This window comes from Arcobacter sp. 15-2 (assembly GCF_047159865.1).
GTDB lineage: Bacteria > Campylobacterota > Campylobacteria > Campylobacterales > Arcobacteraceae > JAIOSF01.
In genome coordinates, this window is record NZ_AP038804.1 from 1966666 (window position 1) to 1988107 (window position 21442).

At 34.9% G+C, this 21442-nt stretch carries 1 protein-coding gene; it reads left to right on the forward strand.

Annotated elements, in window-relative coordinates; genetic code table 11:
- Positions 1-121: 121 nt before the first annotated feature.
- Positions 122-21433 (forward strand): hypothetical protein, encoded by a 21312-nt coding sequence (locus ACMCMH_RS10080; protein WP_412725173.1) that lies wholly within the window; start codon positions 122-124, stop codon positions 21431-21433.
- The last annotated feature ends 9 nt before the right edge of the window (positions 21434-21442 follow it).

The following is a 21442-nucleotide window of genomic DNA, read 5'->3' on the forward strand; positions in this document are numbered from 1 at the left end:
TACAAACATTATTAAAGGTAATGGTGGAGATGATATCTTAAGTGGAGCTGGTGGCGTTGACTCACTTTATGGTGGAGCTGGAAATGATACTTTTAAAGTAGAACTAGGTGATGGTGATGATGTGCTTGATGGATTTGAGGATAGTCAAACTGATACAGATGATGCTTCAAATAAAGATACGGTAGATTATAGTGGTATTACAGATAGCTCTTATCATGTTGAAGTTGATTTGTCTGCTGGAAGTCCAGTGGGTCAAGTGATCAAAAATTCAGATAGTTCGATAGAACAAACAGATACGCTTGTAAATATTGAAAATGTTATCGGTAGTAGTGGCGATGATACTATTACAGGAAGTGATGAAGCCAATATATTAGATGGTTCTAGTGGCGATGATACTTTTGTTGTAAAAGGAAGTATTGCTGATAATAAAGGTGATACTATTATTGGTGGAAAACATACTGTAGTTGGTAACTCTCAAGGAACTATAAATGCAGCTGTAGGAAAAGGTGATACTGTAGATTATAGCAATATGGTTGATACTATTACTTTAACTATGGCAAATGGTACAGGGGAAACTACTGTAAAAGTAGGAACTGATACAACTAATCATAAGTTCTCAGGTATTGAAAACATCATAGGAAGTAGTGCTTCTGATACTATTACTGGGAATAGTTTTGTAAATACTATAAAAGGTGGAGCTTCTGATGATACTATCGATGGTGGAGCTGGAGCTGATGTTCTTGATGGTGGATTTACAAACGATGGTAGTGGAAACAATACAGAAAAAAACACTATCTCTTTTGCAAGTTCAGCTGTAGGTGTTACTGTAAACTTAACAAGTGGTACTACATCTGAAAATGATGATATATCAAACTTTACAAATATCATAGGGACAGATCTCTCATCTCAGTCTGATACTTTAATAGGTGATGGTGAGTCAAACAAAATAGAAGGTCTTAAAGGAAATGATACTTTAGAAGGACTTGGTGGAGATGATCATCTTTTAGGTGGAGAGGGTGATGATTCGTTTATCTTAAGAGCAGATGATGGGACTGATATAGTTGAAGGTGGAGTTGGAAGTGGAGATACACTTGACTACTCAAATCTTACATCAAATCAAAATCTGAATATAACAATAGATACAGCTACAAGTAAAGTTGCAACTGTAACAGACACACAAGGAACAGTAGCTATAGGAGATGATGTTGACTATACAGATAATGTAGTTGATATAGAAAATGTTACAGGTGGAGCTGGTGATGATAGAATCATTGGTGATACTTATAAAAATACACTTAAAGGGAATGATGGAGAAGATTATATTCATGGTGGAGCTGGAAACGATGAGCTTCATGGTGGAGCAGGTGATGATAATCTTCTAGGAGGAACAGAATCAGATACACTTTATGGTGGAGCTGGAGATGATAATCTTAGTGGTGGAGCAGGTCTTGATACTATTGATGGTGGAGAAGATGGTGAAACCGATGGGGATAGTATAGATTATTCTGATCAAACTTTAAAATTAGATATAAACTTAAAAAAAGTAGGTACAGATTTAGCTGATTATTCTACAGCTACTATAGGAGCTGTTGCGGCTGATTACCTTAAAGATATTGAAAATATCAAAGGTGGTACAAACGATGATTACATCGGTGGAGATGATGATAAAAATACACTTCAAGGAAGTGCAGGAGATGATATCATTGTAGGTGCAGGTGGAGATGATGTTCTGTTGGGTGGAGATGGAAAAGATACCTTTAAAGCGGGTCTTGATAATAATGTCTTAGCAGGACAAGACAAAGTACTAGAAGATGGCGATGATGGAGCTGATATTATAGATGGCGATGGTGGTGTTGGAAGTGGTGTAGATACTGATACCGTTGATTATAGTGCTATAAGTAAATCTATCTCTGTAGATCTTTCTGATATTGAAGCTGATACTTATACAACAGTGACTGTTGATACTTATGCAAATGATAAAATCAAAAATATTGAAAATATAATAGGAAGTAGCGCAAATGATACTATCTCAGGTGATAATCAAAATAATATTTTGGATGGTAGTTTAGGTGACGATACACTTTATGGTGCAGGTGGGGATGATACACTAAAAGGTGGTTCAGGAACTGATGTAGCTGATTATTCAAGTGCTTCACAAAAAATTATTGTAGATATGACAAATGTAGCTCAAGAGGTTACCCAAGATGGAGATAGTGGAGCTGATGATTTAGATAGTATAGAAGTTGTTATAGGAACTGATTATGAAGATACTATGACAGGTTCCTCTTCTGAAGATACTTTTGTTGGTGGAGCTGATGATGATGATTTTTATGGAAGTTCTGGATCAGATACTATTTATGGAGGGGTTATAGCTTCTAATGGTACACATAGTATAGATGCAAGTGAGTTTAATAAAGTTGATTATGCGGGTGCTACTAAAATTAGAGTAGATTTAAGCTCTCTTACTTCAGATGGTACAAATAGTTATGCAGAAGTTTTTAAATCAAATATTTTTAATTCAGTAACAAACCTAGATAGTGATTTTGTAGATGGTGTTTCTTTAGAATCTACAGATAAGTTATATGGTATAACAAATATTTATGGAACATCTTCTGCTGATATAATTATAGGTGATGGTTCTGGAAATAAATTTAAAGGTCAAGATGGAGATGATACCTTAGAGGGTAAAGGGGGAGTCGATTTACTATATGGTGGAGATGGAGCTGATACTTTTAATGCTACAAGTAAAAATGATGGAGCTGATATTATAGATGGTGAGGGTGGATTGTCTGATACTGTTGATTACTCAGCTTTAGGAACAACAGCTGCTATTCGAGTAACTTTAGGAACAGCTGGTGCTCAATCTACACTTATGGTAAGTGATACAACAGCAACAGATTTTACAGATGCAACAAACGACGATAAAATTTCAAATATAGAAAATGTAACAGGAACAGACCTAGCAGATAGTATCTATGGAAATGACTTAGATAATATTTTAAAAGGTGGCGCTGGAGATGATACACTTGAAGGTGGAGCAGGCGATGACACACTTGATGGTGGAACAGAAGATGCCAATGGAGATACAGCATACTACAACCAAGCTATAGGAAGTGTATCTGTAAACTTAGGGATTGATAATATAGCCCAAGCTATAGGTGGTGGTCAAGGAAGTGATAAACTTATAAGTATAGAAAATGTAATTGGGTCTTCGTATGATGATACTTTTTATACAAATTTCACAAAAGCAAATAGTTTTGCAGGTGGAGTTGAAGATGATGAAATAAATGGAGACACTGTTGATTATAGTAACTTAAAAGCTGATATAGGTGGTGCTAACTATACAGGAACTGAAGCTTCAGATAATATATTTTTGGATCTTACAAATAATACTGTTGCGGTAAGATATAGTGGTTCAACTGTTGTTGATAAAATATCAAATATCGAAAATATAGTTGCTACAAGTGGAGATGACACACTTTATGGAGATGATGAAAACAATACTCTAAAAGGTCTTCTAGGAGATGATATCTTAGAGGGTGGAAAAGGTGATGACTATCTTGATGGTGGAACAGGTGGAAATGATACAGCATATTACAATCAAGCTACATCTGGTGTAAATGTAGATTTAGGGATTGATAACATAGCCCAAGCTATAGGTGGAGAGCAAGGAAGTGATACACTTGTATCTATAGAAAATGTAATAGGTTCACAATATAATGATACTTTTAGAGGAAATAATGCAGCTTCAAATATCTTTGATGGTGGATATGTTTTATCTACAGGAGTTGAAAATATCAATGATGAAAATGATACAGTAGATTACTCATCACTTACAAATGCTACAGATAAAATTGTCGTAGATTTGAGTAATACAACTACTGCTAATGTAGCAGTAACAGTTACAGGAACTTTACAAAATCCAGATACTTTAAGAAATATTGAAAATATTATAGGAAGTTTTGGAGATGATACCTTTACAGGAAACAGTGATAGTAATAAACTAGAAGGGAAAGATGGAGATGATACTTTCCTTATCACTAGTGCTTCTGTTGGAGCTGAAGCTGATATCATAGATGGTGGAGCTAATACTACAGTTGGAGATACTGTTGATTTTAGTGGTGTGACAAATATAAATTATTTTGTAGATGTGAACTTAGGTTCTCAAGATTTATTACTTAAAGATCAGTCAAATAGTGATGTTGTAGTAAGAGATGATACTGTACTTAATATTGAAAATATCACAGGAACACAAAACGAAGATAGAATCATAGGGGATAGTTCTAAAAATATTTTAAAAGGAGAAGCTGGAACAGACCATATCGAAGGTGGAGCTGGAAATGACATCATCTATGGTGGAGATAACACAGACAATGCAACTACTTCTACAACTTATGAATTTCTTGATGGTGGAGCTGATGATGATACTATTTATGGTGGAGCTGGAAATGACTCTATTTATGGTGGTAGTGGTATAGGTGAAGATTCATTGTATGGAGAAGCTGGAGATGATATCATTCGAGGTGGTTCAGGTATAGATGTTATAGATGGTGGAGCTGATGATGATACACTTAGTGGTGATGCTGGTGAAGATACTCTTTATGGTGGACTAGGTGATGATGAAATCTCTGGTGGAACTGAGGGAGATGTTATCTATGGTGATGATTCTTTAAATGCTGATGTTGCAGGTGGAGCTGATATTCTTTATGGTGGTGATGGTACTGATACACTGTATGGCGGATATGGAGATGATACACTTGAAGGTGGAGCAAACGATGATCACTTATATGGTGGAGATGGTTCAACTATAAATTCAGCAGATGGAAGTGATACTGTTACTTATAAAAATGCTTCAAATAGTGTAACTGTAAACCTTGCAAACCAAACAGCTACAGGAGATGGAGCAGATACTCTTCACTCTATAGAAAATGCTATAGGTTCAGCTTATGATGATATTTTTATCTCAGATTTTAGTGCTTCAAATAGATTTGATGGAAATGAAGGGAGTGAAACTTCAGGTGATAGTATTAGTTATGAAGCTATTGTTGTAACTGATCCAACATTAGACAAAGTAGTTGTAAACCTTTCAACAGAAGTTGGAGAGGTGAATACTACTGATGGATATTTTGAAGCGGTTGTAACTTATGATAATGGAACAAAAACATTTACAGACTATCTTGTAAATATAGAAAATGTTACTGGAAGTAAAGGTGATGATACTATCACAGGTGCTAATGATGATAATAAAATCTATGGACTTGAAGGAGATGATCTTTTAAGTGGTGGATTAGGTGATGATACTCTTGATGGTGGATTAGGAAGTGATACAGCTAGTTATAGTGAAAAATCGTTAGCAGTAACTGTTGATTTTAAAAACAATATAGCTACTACAACATCAGGCGAAACAGATACTTTAGTAAGTATCGAAAATGCTATAGGTGGAAGTGGTAAAGATACTTTTATCATGAATGAGGATTCAAAAGCAAACACTATAGATGGTGGAGTAGGAAGTGAAGAAGATACTATTTCGTATGCAAACTATACTGCAAATGGTGTGAATGTAAACCTAAGTACAACTTCAGCTCAAACTATCCAAGCAGGAGATGTCGATACTATAAAAAATATAGAGCATATCATAGGCTCTACAAAAGCAGATATTTTTATAGGTTCAAGTGGTGATAACTCAATTGTAGGTGGAAGTGGAAATGATACTTTCATAGCAGGGACTGATACAAATAATGATGGTGTTATGGATGCTTGGAGTGATGATGGTGCTGATTATGTAGATGGTGGTGTTGGTACTGGTGATTGGGCTGATTATTCTGTAATTGACGATGATGGAGATATTGCTACAAATGGTATAGAAGTTACACTTGATGGAGCAAATGAAGTAGAGGTTACGGTAAATGGACAAACAGGAAAAGATACACTCCTAAACATAGAAAATATAAGTGGTACACAAGATAGTGATAGTATCAAAGGTGATGGTCAAAATAACTCTATTTTAGGAAATGCTGGAGCTGATATCATCAGTGGTGAAGGTGGTCTTGATAATCTTTTTGGTGGAGCAGATAACGATACACTTTTAGGTGGAGCAGGTGACGATAAGCTTTATGGGGAAGATGGAGATGATACCCTTACAGGTGGAGTTGGTTCTGATAAACTTTATGGTGGAAGTGTAAATTCTGGAGGCGTTCATATAGATAGTGGAATCGATACTGTTGATTATACAAATGCCTTAGAATCTTTAACTATAGATCTTGATGTAACAGCTACTGGTGGTTTAGATCAAATAGGAAGTGAAGAGGGAAGAAGTGATGGAGCTACAGGAGATCAAGGTCAAGGTGTAGATGAACTTTATGGTATAGAAAATGTTATAGGGTCAAATTTTGCAAATGACATTATCTATGGGAATGGTGTAAAAAATATTATCACTTCAAAAGCAGGTGATGATTATATCGAAGCTAGAGATGGAGCTGATACTGTTTATGCAGGAGCTGGAGATGATACTATAGTTGCAACTGGTGCTAATGATGGAGCTGATTATTATGATGGTGGAGTTGCTGGAAGTGATACACTTGATTATAGTGCTTTAGGTGTAAGTGAAAATATTACAGTTGATTTAAGTGTAGCTTCAACAGTTGATTTTGATGGAGTTGGTGGATTTGATGCTTGGACTGTAAGTGTAAATAACGGAAATAATGACATTATCAAAGAGATTGAAAATATTATTGGTGGAGCAGGTGATGATATCATCACTATGAACGCAGGAGTAAATGAACTACAAGGTGGTGCAGGAGCTGATACATTAAGTGGGAATGATGGTATAGACACTATTTATGGATATAAAAAAGGTGAAAGTGAGTCAAGTGTAGAGTATGATACTGTAAGTTACGAATATCTTACAACTAAATCAGTTACATTAGATTTACAACTAGGAACAGCAACTATTGATGCAAATGATAAAGATACTCTTATCTCTATAGAAAATGCTATTGGTGGAGATTTGGCTGATAATATTACCGGTAGTACTGCTATAAACATACTCCAAGGTGGAGCTGGAGATGATACCTTTGTAAGTTCATCTGCAGATGACTTAATCTATGGTGGGACTGTATCAAGTGACTCACATGATATAGGTGATATGGTAGATTATAGTAATAGTTTAAATACAAATAACAATCTTGTAGTTAATCTAAGTACAACAATAGTTGATGGAGCAAATAGTTATTCAACTGCTCAAGTGAGACTAGATAGTGATGATTCTTCTGTATTTATAGATAGACTCTATGGTATTGAAAATATCTCAGGTACACAAAATGATGATACACTTACAGGAAATACTCAATCAAATACTTTAATAGGAAATGCAGGAGATGATACACTTCAAGGTGGACTAGGAATTGATAAACTAGATGGTGGAGCTGGTGCTGATACTTTCCTTATAAGTGAGGTGGATATAGGCGATGTTGGTGGCGATGAGATTATTGGTGGAAGTGAATACGATACTTTAGACTATAGCGGTATCACAACTACAGGAGTAACTGTAAATCTTGAAACAGGAGCTGATGTAGTTATAGGAAGTTATACACATGAGTTCAGTGGAATTGAACATCTCATAGGTACAAATCAAAAAGATATTCTAACAGGAGATATAAACTTAAACAAAGTACAAGGTTTAGGTGGAGATGATTTAATATCTGGGCAAGATGGAGGAGACTACTTATATGGTGGCAACGAAGCAAGAGATTTAGTAGGTAGTGGTGATGATACTATTTTTGGACTAGGTGGAAATGATAAAATCTACGGTGGAGATGGTAAAGATACACTAGATGGAGGAGATGGTACAGACACTGTATATGGAGAAGCAGGAGATGATACTCTTTTAGGTGGTATAGGAAATGATACTTTATATGGAGGAGATGGAGCTGATACTTTCAAATTTGGAGCAGCAGATAACCAAGATGATGTAGTATATGCAGGTAATGGTGCAGGTATTGCTGATGATGATAGTGAAAATGATTTGATAGATTATACACAAGCTATCAAAGGGATGACTGTAACTTTAGGTGAAGCAAACCTAGCAGGAACCGCAACTTCACAAGATCAAGGTACAGATACTATTTATGGTATAGAGCATGTAAAAGGTTCAAATATAGAGGGTGATACACTTACAGGAAATAGTGATACAAATACTCTGTATGGTCAAGGGCAAAATGACACTCTTTATGGAAAAGATGGAGCGGATCATCTTTTAGGTGGAACTGAAGATGATATTCTTTATGGAGATGATAATGATGCTGGAACTGTTGATGATGGAGCTGCTGATATACTTGAAGGTGGAGCAGGGAATGATACTCTGTATGGCGGAGCTGGAGATGATCTCTTAACAGGAAATAGTGGCGATGATACTTTCTATGCTTCATCTTGGGATGATGGTGCTGATGTAATAGATGGAGATCTTACTACAAATGATGGCTTAGGCGATACAGTTGATTATAGTGCATTAACAGATACTGATAATAAAATAGAGGTAGTTCTTCAAAATAGTGGAACATCAATAGTTACAGTTTATGATAATGATGGAACACATTCAAACACAGATAATGATGACACTATAAGTAATATAGAAAATATCACAGGTACAAGTGGTGCTGATACAATTACAGGAAACTCTGTAGCAAATATCCTTATAGGTGGAAGTGGAGTTGATACTGTTAAGTATGATTATGATGCTGTTGAATCTACAGGAGTACAAGTAGATTTAGAAAATGAAACTGCAAAAGAGACTGTAAGTGGTACTGTAATAACAGATACTATAAAAGGTATTGAAAATGTTATAGGAAGTGATTGGGATGATTCGTTTATCACAAAATCTGGTGTAACAAATACTATAGATGGTGGTGAAAGTGATGTTCCAAATTCAAGAGAAGAAGTATATGGAGATACTATAGACTATAGCTCTAAAAATAACACTATCAATGTAACTCTAAATGAGGGTACACTAGCAGAGGTATTTATCACAGGTAATAACAATGACTTTATCAAAAATATTGAAAATGTAACAGGAAGTACTGCTGATGATATTATCACAGGTGATATTTCTAAAAATACACTTCTAGGTATGGCTGGAGCTGATAAACTTGATGGTGCAGGTGGAGCTGACTATATAGATGGTGGAACAGGTGATGATGAAATCATTGGTGGAGCAGGAGCTGATATACTAAAAGGTGGAACAGGAGATGACTACTTTACACAAGCCAATATATCTGATACAGGCGATGATATAGATGGTGGAGATAATAGTGATACTGTTGACTACTCAGGTATAGGTATAGATGAAAATGGTGGAACTCTAGGAAATGGTGGTATTTTTGCTAAATTAGCCAATGGTGAAGTGATAATAGATGCCGATACTGATGGAGACTTTACAGATACAGCTGATAATAAAAAAGATATCATAGCAAATATCGAAAATATCTCAGGTACACAAAATGACGATAGCTTAGTAGGAAATGATGAGTCTAATAGCCTTTTAGGAAATGGTGGAGCTGATTATATCAATGGTGCTATTGGAGCTGACTTCTTAGTTGGTGGAGATGGTATAGATACTATTTATGGTGGAACTGACAATGACACTATCTATGGAGATGATACACTTAGTAGTAATATTATGGTAAATGATGATGAGCTTTATGGAGAAGATGGCGATGATAAGATCTATGGTGGATATGGAGATGACACACTTGATGGTGGAGCAGGAGAAGATGAGCTTTTAGGTGGATATGGAGATGATACACTTATAGGTGGAGCTGATGATGATAAACTCAAAGGTGACGAGGGAAGTGATACAGCGTATTATGCAGGTGAAACAAACTCTATAGATGCAACACTTACAGCAACAGGTGGAAATGCAACTGGTACTAGTATAGGTATAGATATTTATACTTCTATTGAAAATATCACAGGTTCACAAGCAAGTGATAATATCACAGGAAATAATTTAAAAAACATCTTAGATGGACAAGATGGAGATGATGTTATCAAAGATGGTGGTGGTGAAGATACTGTAATAGGTGGAAAAGGTGATGACTACTTCTATGCAGGAACTGGAGCTGATAAGTTTGATGGTGGTGAACATACTATAGATGCAGGTACAACTCAAGGCTCTACAAATCCATACAGAGGAAAAGGTGATACAATTGATTATACTCAATATGAAGCTACAAGTATCACAGTTGACCTAACCCAAACAGTTGATGGTGAGGGGTATAATAATGTAACTGTAACAGATGCAAATGGTGGATATATAGATAAGATACAAAATATAGAAAATATCACAGGAACAAGTGGTATAGATGTTATCACTGGAAATGAATTTTCAAATACACTAAAAGGAAATGCAGGAAATGATACACTAAAAGGTGGAGCAGGAGATGACTATCTTGATGGTGGAGAAAATGACGATACTTTTGTAGGTGGAGCTGGTAAAGATACTATTGTAGGTGGTTCTGGTACCAATGACTTAGTTGACTACTCTTATGAATCTCAAAATATCACTGTAGATTTTGCTGATGGTATAGTAAATATTGGTGGGTCAAATGAAGATCTGATAAGTGGTATAGAACACTATGAGGGTGGTGCTGGTATAGATATAGTAAAAGCAAACTCTTTAGACAATACTATTATTGGAAATGCAGGAAATGATACTATTAGTGGTGGAGCAGGAAGTGATACTATTCATGGTGGGGAAGACTTCTTGCTTGCTTTTACAGCTGGTCAAACTTTATACTCATTTGAGATAAATGGAACAGTGATAACTGTAAATGTAGGAGCAGGAGATGACAAAGCTACAGTAGCCCAAGCAATAGTAGATGCTTTTAATGCAGATAATGTTGCAGTACAAAAAGGTGCTATCTCTATAAATGGTACAAATGATATCATCATCTCCACACTAACAGATGAGGTGACAAATCTTACAAATATGACAATGAGTGATTCTCACTATGATGAAGATACTGTTAACTATAGTGATCTTATCTCTGGAGTTGTAGTAAATTTAGAAGCTGGAACAGCTGTATCAGCTGGTATTGGTAAAAATGATTTAGTTATCAATATTGAAAATGTAATTGGTACAGATAGTGTAGATACACTTACAGGAAGTAGTGATGACAACACTATAGAAGCAGGAAATAGTGACGATACACTTATAGGTCTTGATGGAGTTGATTATCTTGACGGTGGACTTGGAAATGATTTAGCTGATTTTAGTGCTGGTACACAAGGTATTGTTGTAGATTTAAGTGATAAAGATGGTGACAATGTTACAAATGATGGTTTTGGAAATACAGAAACTGCAGTTGAGATAGAACACATCAAAGGAACAAATCAAAAAGATATTATTACAGGAGATGAAAATAATAATAATCTGTTTGGATTAGATGATAGTGATACTATGTTTGGTGGTTTTGGTACAGATTCATTAGTAGGTGGAGATGGTGCGGATACACTTAGTGGTGGATTGGGTGATGACTTTATCTATGGAAATACTGCTACACTAGCTGATGGAGATGATGCATTTAGAGATGTTGTTGATTACAGTGGTTCTTCAACTGGTATCAATATAAATCTATCATCATCTATTAGTGACTATAACTTAAGTTTAGAAGAAGAGGTAACTTTAGCGACTTTGACAGCTACAGGAGAGGGTACTGATAAGCTTCAAGATATACAAGATATTATAGGTTCTATTCATGCTGATACTATTATTGGAGATGAAAATATAAATATCATCTTAGCAGGTGGAGGCAAAGATGTGATCTATGGTGGAGATGGTGCTGATACTATTGTAGGTCAAAGTGGAAGTGATACTATCTTAGGTGGGCTTGATGGAGATGTTATTTATGGTGGAGATGTAACTATAGATATGACTGATTGGTCGATAAGCAATAGTAGTGCTAATGGAAGTGACTGGGTAGATTATAGTTATATAGATGATACAAGAGCTATAGATGCCGACTTAAGTAGAGATGATAAAGATTCCACTACAAATAATGAAAAAGAGATAGTGCAAATAGGCGATGAAGCTAATAGTTATGATTCTGTTGAGGGAATTTTTAATGTTCGTGGAACTAAGAATAATGATAAACTAAAAGGTGATGATGATTTTACCACTGTTAATACTCTTGATGGATATAAGGGTGATGATGTTATTTATGGTTCGTTTGGAGCTGATGAAATTATAGGTGGAGCACACGGAAGTAAAGGTGATACAGTAGACTACAGCAATATGTATCGTATAGCTGTAACTGCTCTAGCTACTACGAGTTATAGTTTTGCAATAGGTGGAACAAATATAAACTTTACTTCTGATGGTACAGGAAATTTAAGTGATATATTAGATGGTCTTGTGGCTGATTTTAATGCAAATGCATCGAACCAGGGAAGTATCTCACACGATGGAACAAATTTATATATCTCATCGTTTGATACTATTACTGAATCAGATGCAAATCTTGAATTAGATGGTCGAGTTAAAGTTGATTTAAATGGTACTGCTGATGAAAATGGAGCAAAAGATACAAGTGGAAATGATGTAGTAGATACTTTAGATGGTATTGAAAATGCTGTTGGTACTATTGGAGCTGATGAGATATATGGAAATAGTAGTAATAATAGTTTATTAGGAAATGCGGGTGATGATACAATTGAAGGAAATCAAGGAAATGACTATATTGATGGTGGAGCTGGTGTTGATATCTTAAAAGGTGGAACAGGAAAAGATACTTTATATGGTGGAGAAGGAAATGATTCTATCTATGGAAATGAAAATGATGATAAACTTTTCGGAGATGCTGGAAATGATACTTTTGTAACAGGAAGTGGAAATGATAGTGTAACAGGTGGAGCAGGAGTTGATTTACTTACTTTTAGTACAGAAAATGACTATAAAATTGTTGCTAATTTAAAAGATGGTATAGGTGGAGATTTTGGAGACATTGTTGTAAATGGGGAAACAAACTATTTAAAAGACCATATCGAGATAATTAAAGGTTCAACTTATGGTGACTCTATAAATGGATTTAATGGTACTACAACAAATACTACTACAACAGATTTTGAAGATACTTTAGATGGTGGGGCTGGAAATGATATCATCAATGGTGGTATTGGAGATGATATTCTTGTAGGTTCTGATGGAAGTGATACTCTTAATGGTCAAGCTGGAAATGACACTATATATGGTGGAAATGTAGATGATATTTATAATATAACATCAAATAGTGCATCTGGTACAGATTTTGTAACTTATGAAGATGCTACAAGTGGAGTTGTTGTATATCTTGATAAAAAAGATGAAACAGGTTCAGATGTAGCACATGAAACTATGGATGATGGATTTAGTGATGGGTATGATGATTTATACAATATTACAGGTGTAATAGGATCAGACAATAATGATATCATCAAAGGTGACAGAGCACATAATACTATTATTGGTGGTACAGGAAGTGATACTATTATAGCCAGCGATGGTGGAGATAAAATTTATGGTGGCTTAGTTGATGGAGCAGATATTCATGATCCAACAGATAGTGTTGGAAATAATGGTGGAGATTGGTTAAGTTTTGAAGCTATTGGAGTACTTCAAGGTACAAATGACGGTAGTACTACTACCTCTTTAGATTTTGATCGAGATGATGTAGTTTTAAATAGTGTAGATGGAAAATACTATAAAGCTGTAACTGATATGACAAATGTAGATTTAAATACGCAAGATTATACAGATACAGGGATTTGGACTGAATACAATGTAGGTGTGACAGCAAATATGATAGGTGGCTCTGTTACTGGTGGACTTGGTGTTACTTCAATTTTTCAAATAGAACACTTAAAAGGGACTACTTATAGAGATACATTAGGTGGAGATAGTGCAAACAACTCACTAGATGGATATACAGGAGATGATATTCTTTATGGGCATGGCGGAGCTGATTATCTTGTAGGTGGAGAAGGTGATGATACTTTACGAGGTGGATCTGGTAGTGACCAATACGATGGTGGAGCTGGTGAAGATATTTTAGATTTTAACTATCCTGCTGACTTAAGTGGAGCTGCTGAACATAGAGTTTGGGTGGATTTAAGCAAAGTTGATAGTGATGGAGATGCTACAACTACTGGTGTTGTTATTGATGATGGATATGGTACTTTAGTTACAGATGGAACTACAGTAACAGAAGAGGGAATCAAAGGGATTGAGAACCTTGGTGGTACTGAAGCATTTGGAGATACACTTATTGGTAATAATAGTGAAAATAAAATTTATGGATATGGGGGAGATGATCTTCTTGATGGAAAAGGTGGAGTAGATACACTTTATGGTGGAACAGGTGCTGATATTTTAGTAGGTGGAGCTGGAGAGGATTCACTCGATGGTGGAGCTGGAAATGATACTTTCTATGGTGGAACAGGTGCTGATATTATAACAGGTGGAGCAAACACAAACACCGTAGCCTTTGATAAATTTTGGGATGAAGCTGCTTTTGATGAAAATACAAATAAAATAGAAGTAAATCTTACTTCTCAAACAACTGTAAATGATGGATATGGTACAAGTGATACTTTATCAGGTATTCAAAGAGTTCTAGGGTCGGACCAAGGTGATATCTTAAGAGGTAGTGATACTGGATATGATGCATTATATGGAAATGATGGGGATGATACAATTTTCTTATCAGATTCTGGTAGTGATCATCTTGATGGTGGAGATCATACAGATGGTGATTGGTTAAGTTTAGAGTATGCTTATAGAGGAGAAATTGACTTAAACGGAAATGATGGTGGAGGTACTGTAACAGCTACAAATTTTGAAAATATCATTGGTAGTGAAACTACTTCATATACACAAAATACAAGAGCTTGGGGAAGTACAGCTAATAATACTTTTATTATGTTTGGTGGAGAAGATTATATACTAGGTCGAGCAGGTGATGACACTTATGATTTAGGTGACGGAAATGATAGAGCAACAGCTGGTGGTGGAAATGATATACTCATAGGTGGAGCAGATACCTATACAGCTTGGAATGTATCTGGTGGTAGTGATACAGGAGATAGACTAGATTATAGACATAATTATTCAGGTTCTGGTATGAATATAATCCTTCAAGGTACTTCAATTGATACAAATGATGATGGCTCAGGTGATACAAATGTATCAGCTACAATTGTAAGTAAAACAGTATCTGGACTATCTACAATAGCAGATGGAAGTCATGACTTTTTTGAGATATCAAGAGGTTCTAGTGAAAAAGATTATTTATATAAAGATGGTACAGGTTCAGATTTTGAAACATACTATTTAAGTACCGTAAAAGACATAATGGTTGATGATGATAGTGCTAGTAATATTGATGCTTATGAAGGTGATGATACAGTTCTTGGTATGGGTGGAGATGATGATATCTCTGGGTATTCAGGAGCAGATTTAATTTTTGGTGGAACTGGAGCTGATAGAATAACTGGAGATGGTGGAGCTGATAGACTCTATGGTGATGCTGGTGCTGACAACATCACTGGTGGAGCAGATGAAGATACTCTTTGGGGTGGAATCGGTGATGATAGACTTTATGGTGATAGCGGTGATGATATCATATATGATGAAGAGGGAACTGATAGAATTGATGGTGGAACAGCTGAAGATACTGTTATATTTAAAGATAGTACAGATGGTACAGGTATCACTGTAAATTTACAAGATGAGACAAGTACAGATGCTTTTGGAAATGATCAAACTATTACAAATGTAGAAAATGTAGTTGCTACAAAAGATGACGATATTATCATAGGTAGCAATGGTGTTACAAATATATTATATGGAAAAGATGGGGCAGATACTTTTACTCTCTCTACAAATGAGGTTGGAAAATCTGACTATATCTATGGTGGAGATGATTCAACAGATACAAGTTTGGATGATAAAATAATTTTAGTAAATACAGGTGCAGGAATAGTAAATGATGCGAATAGCGACATATTGATAAATCCAGATGCAGATCCGGCTTTATATGAGATAACAGTTGATATGACAACTGATAATAATATTGAGTTCAATGGTAACTCTACGAAGTTTTATGGAATAGAGCATATTGATGGAAGTGACCAAGATGACTATATAAGAGCAGATGGTAAAAATAATACTATCACAGGTGGAGCTGGAAATGACTATATTCAAGGCTTAGGTGGAGCTGATGATATAGATGTAGGATCTGGAGATGATATTGTTGAAGGTGGAACTGGAGATGATATCCTAAAAGGTGGTGATGGAATCGATACACTTGTATATACTACATCTACAGCAGGGGTTACGGTAAATCTTGATAGTTCTAATTTAACTTCAACAGGTGCAAATATAGGTACAGATACTATCTCAGGCTTTGAAAATATTATTGGAAGTGGTTCAGGAGATACTTTAACTGGTGATAATGAAAATGTAGATTATGGAAATACTATCTATGGACAAGGTGGAAATGATTCTATTTATGGATTAGCTGGCGATGATGAACTTCATGGTGGAGATGCTAATGATAAAATAGATGGTGGAACTGGATCGGATAAAATGTATGGTGATGATGGCGATGATATATTTATAAGTAATGCTGGTACAGATCTGTTTGATGGTGGAAATGATAGTGATACTGTTGATTATAGTGGAGTTGATGCATCATTAAATGTGACACTAAATGAAAATGGTATAGATACTACAGTAAATATAAATGGAGCAGATACTCTAAAATATATAGAAAACTTAATAGGGTCAAATACACAAGCAGATAGTATCGTTGGAAACAGTGAATCAAATACTTTAGAAGGTATGGCAGGAGATGATACACTAAAAGGTGGTACAGGAGCTGATAGACTTCTAGGTGGAGCTGGAGCTGATAGAATATTTGCAGGTGTTGATACAGATAATGACTATATAGATGGTGGAGATACTGATCAGTCAAATGGTGACTGGATCGACTATAGTACACATACAACAGCTGTAGATATTGATCTGACAATCAATAGAGCTACTGGTGTAGAGGTAGGAACAGACACTGTAGTAGGAATTGAAAATATCAAACTAGGAAGTGGCGATGACACAGCACATGGTAGTGTTTATTCTAATAGTTTCATTGGTGGAACTGGAAATGATACTTTAACTTATGCAAATGCTTCAAATAATGTAACGATTGATTTTGATGCAGGTACGGCAACTGGAAATGGTGATGATAAGTTTATAGAGTTTGAAAACTTTGTAGGTACAAGCAAAGCAGATATTTTTAGAAAAGATACTATAAGTGCTGATACTACATTTGTAGGGATGGATGCAGGAGCGAATAGTGATGGTCTTGATACAGCTGATTATAGTGAAGCTACAATAGCTACTACAGTAGATGTAAACGGAGCAATTATTACTATAGATGATGGTTCAAACGATGATGTATTGGAAAACTTTGAAGTATTAAAATTAGGTACAGGAAGTGATGCTGTAACATTAACTGATATCTCTGGAATAGACACTATAGATGGTGGTACAGGTGCAGGAGTTGATAGCTTAACTGTAATTGGTACAAATGTTGATTTATCAGATATTACACTACTAAACTTTGAAGAGATATTGGCAAAAAATGGACAAATAGTAACTATAAGTGCTAAAGATATAGATGGACAAACTATGAAGTTACATACAGAAGGTAACGGACAAATCATAGTAAAAGCAACAACTAATATGAATGATCATGATTTTGATAATATTACAGTACAAAATGATGCAACAGGAAAAATCACTTTAGATGTAAATAATAATCTTGACCTAAGTGGTAAAAATATAGAAGGAATCTCTGGAAATATTTTTGATGAGTTTGATGTGGCAACTGGTATGGCACTTACAGTAAAAGCGACACAAATTGATGATGAAAATGTAGTATCTATTGGAGATGGAAATTTAATCATCAAGTCAACTACAACAGCTAGTGACCATGACTTTGCAAACTTAACCAATACTGGAAATGGAGATATCACCTTAGATGTAGATAATACAGTTGATTTAAAAAATCAAAACTTAGGTGCTATAAATAGATATGATGTAGCAGCTTCTCAAACTCTGACACTTTTTAATACTCAATTAATAGGTGCTATGATTATTGCAGGTGCAGGATCTATTGAGCTTCATAGTGCTACTGCTGATGCAAATATTGATTTATCATCTTTGGTTGATGATGGTTACACAGGTACAATAACAGTAAATGACGGCACAGCAAACAATACAATTGTTTTAAACGATGAAAATAGTACTGTAAATCTTACAAGTGGAGATGACACAGTAACACTAGGTACTGGAACAAATACAGTAAATATAAAAGCAAATGATTTAACAAATGCAGATACTATAGATGCAACAGCAGGTTCAAATGATACATTAAATATCACAACAGCTGGAACATCTATAGACCTTACAAATGTAAACCAAATAGAAACTATCAATCTTGCAAATGGAACAAATACTGTAAAAGTTGGTGCAAATACAACTATCATAAATGGTGGAAGCGGGGCTGATACTTTTAATATAACAAAAGCAAACCTAAGTAGTGCAGATGTAATAGACGCAAAAGGTGGAACAGATGTATTAAATATTACAGATACAAGCGGAAGTTTGAATTTTACAGATGCAGACTTTACAGACTTATCTAACTTTGAGACACTAAATCTAGGTGATGGTTCAAATGATACAATTACATTAGGATCTACACAGATACAAGAAGCAGGATTTGATACAATCAATACAAGAGCTGGAGATGATACTGTAACTATAATAGATACAACAGGTTTGACAAATGTTGATGGTGGAGCTAATGGTACTGATAATTTAATTATCGGTGCAGATGGATTGTCATTTGCAAGTACAAATATTGCAAACTTTGAAACTATTACAGCAAATGGTACAGTTAATCTAAGTGGAGGACTTGATAACCAAGTATCAAATATAAATGTAGCAGATACAAAAAAAGTAACAGTATCAGCCGCTGATTTTAATGGTGATACAATAGCAATAGCAACCAATGCAAGTGGAGAAGTGATTATCACAGCAGATACAGCGACTCCTGCTAATAATAATTTTGCAAGTATCTCAAAAACTGGTACAGGAGATATCACTCTTGATGTAAATGGAGATGTAGATTTAAGTGGTGAGACTTTAGGAGCTGGAATTGATAGATTTGATGTAGCTAATGGTGCTACATTGACTCTTTCTTCAACACAATTAACGGGTACTATGAAGCTTACAGGTGGAGGAACTATTATCTTAAATAGTGCTACAGCTAACTCTAATATAGATTTAAGTTCATTAGTTGATGATAGTTTTACAGGTAATATAGTAGTAAATGAAGGAAATGGTAGTAACACTATCAAACTTACTGATGAAAATACGACTTTAAATTTAATGGGTGGAGATGACACAGTAACACTAGGTAGTGGAACAAATATAGTAAATGTAGATTCTACAAATTTAACAAGTGCAGATACTATAACAGCAACATCTGGTTCAAATGATACATTAAATATAACTACAACAGGTACAAGTGACTTATCAGGAGTATCTGGAATAGAAACTATCAACTTAAAAGATGGTGGAGTAAATACTATAACCGTAGGTACAAATAGTGGTACTATAAATGGTGGAGATAATGCTGATACATTTAAATTCACTATAACAGATTTAAGTAGTGCAGATACTATAAATGGGAATGGTGGAACTGACATCATAGAATTTATAAATGCAGGAACTATAACAGCAACTCAACTTACAAATATAGATGTAGAGAATATAAATTTAGCAAATGGTGTAAATGCTATAACTGTTGGTACTAAAAACTTTAATATTACTGGTGGAACAGGTGTAGATACATTTTATTATGCAATTGATGATTTAAGTAATTTAGATACTATCAATGGTGTAGATGCTACAAATAAGATAACATTTACAACAGCTGGTGTTATTACAAGTGGAGATTTTGCAAATGTTACAAATGTATCAGAAGTTAATTTTCATACAGGAAATGACACTGTTACAATAGCAGATAACGATACAAAACTTGATAATGTAACTTTAAACTTAGGTACAGGAACAAATGAAGTAATTTATGCAGATATAGCAGACTTAACTACATCAGATAAAATTGTAGGTAGTGGAACGGATACTATAAGTTTCAGTAATAGTGGAGCATTGAATAGTAATGTATTTACAAACATAAGTGGAATAGATAAAGTTGATTTCTTTACGGGTGCTGATACTGTAACATTAGGTGATAATGCTTTAGATACTGTAAATTTAAATCTAAATAGTGGAAGTGATATTGTAAATATTGCAAAAACAAATTTAACAAGTGCAGATAACATAGATGCAGGAGCAGGTGACACTGATGTCTTAAATATCACAGATGCAGGTGGAACATACACAGATGCAGATTTTACAAATTTATCTAATTTTGAGACATTAAACTTAAGTGATAGTGGATCTGATACTATCACTCTTGGTGGAACTGAGATCACAGATGCAGGTTTTACAACTATCAACACAAGAGGTGGTGATGATACGATAAAAATAGATATGGAAGATTTAACAAGTTCTATGACTATTGATGGTGGAGCAAACACAGGAACAGGCGATACTTTAGATTTTCAAACAAACGGAACACTTGACTTTAGTAACTTATCCAATGTATCAAATATAGAAAATATAGATTTTGCAGCAGGTACAGATGAAGTTGTGTTAGATGATTTATCAGAATTTAATAAATTAGGATCTCATACTTTAACAGGTTTAGAAGGTACAGATGATAAGCTAAGTTTAGGATTTGATGGGAATTTAGATTTTACTAACTTAGACGGATTTGAAGAGTTAGAGTTACAAGATGGTGGAAATAATGTTACAATTGATTCAGGAAATGAAGGTTCAATATCTAAAATAACTGGTGGAACGGGGGATGATAATTTTACATTAGATTTCTCAAATATCAATGATGTAGATGGTGGAATTGGTACTGATACGGTTAATATAAGTGGTTATTCTGGTCAAACTTTTACAGCTGATTCATTTAGCAATATTGAAGCACTTAACTTAGTAGATAACAATACAGTTAATATGGATGCTTCAGATATAAATAGTTGGCTAGATGGTACAAATACGAACTTTACTATTAGTGGAGCTGGAGATGATACTGTAAACATTAGTACAAGTGATGCTAACTATAGATGGTCTGATGATGGTGGTACAAACTGGAGTTATGATGATATTAGTTTATCTAGTACTGCTACAGATAAAACATATCTAATAGATACTGATAATGGTGGTGCTACACAAGACATATCACTTACTATTGCAGCGTCATAAAATTAAACA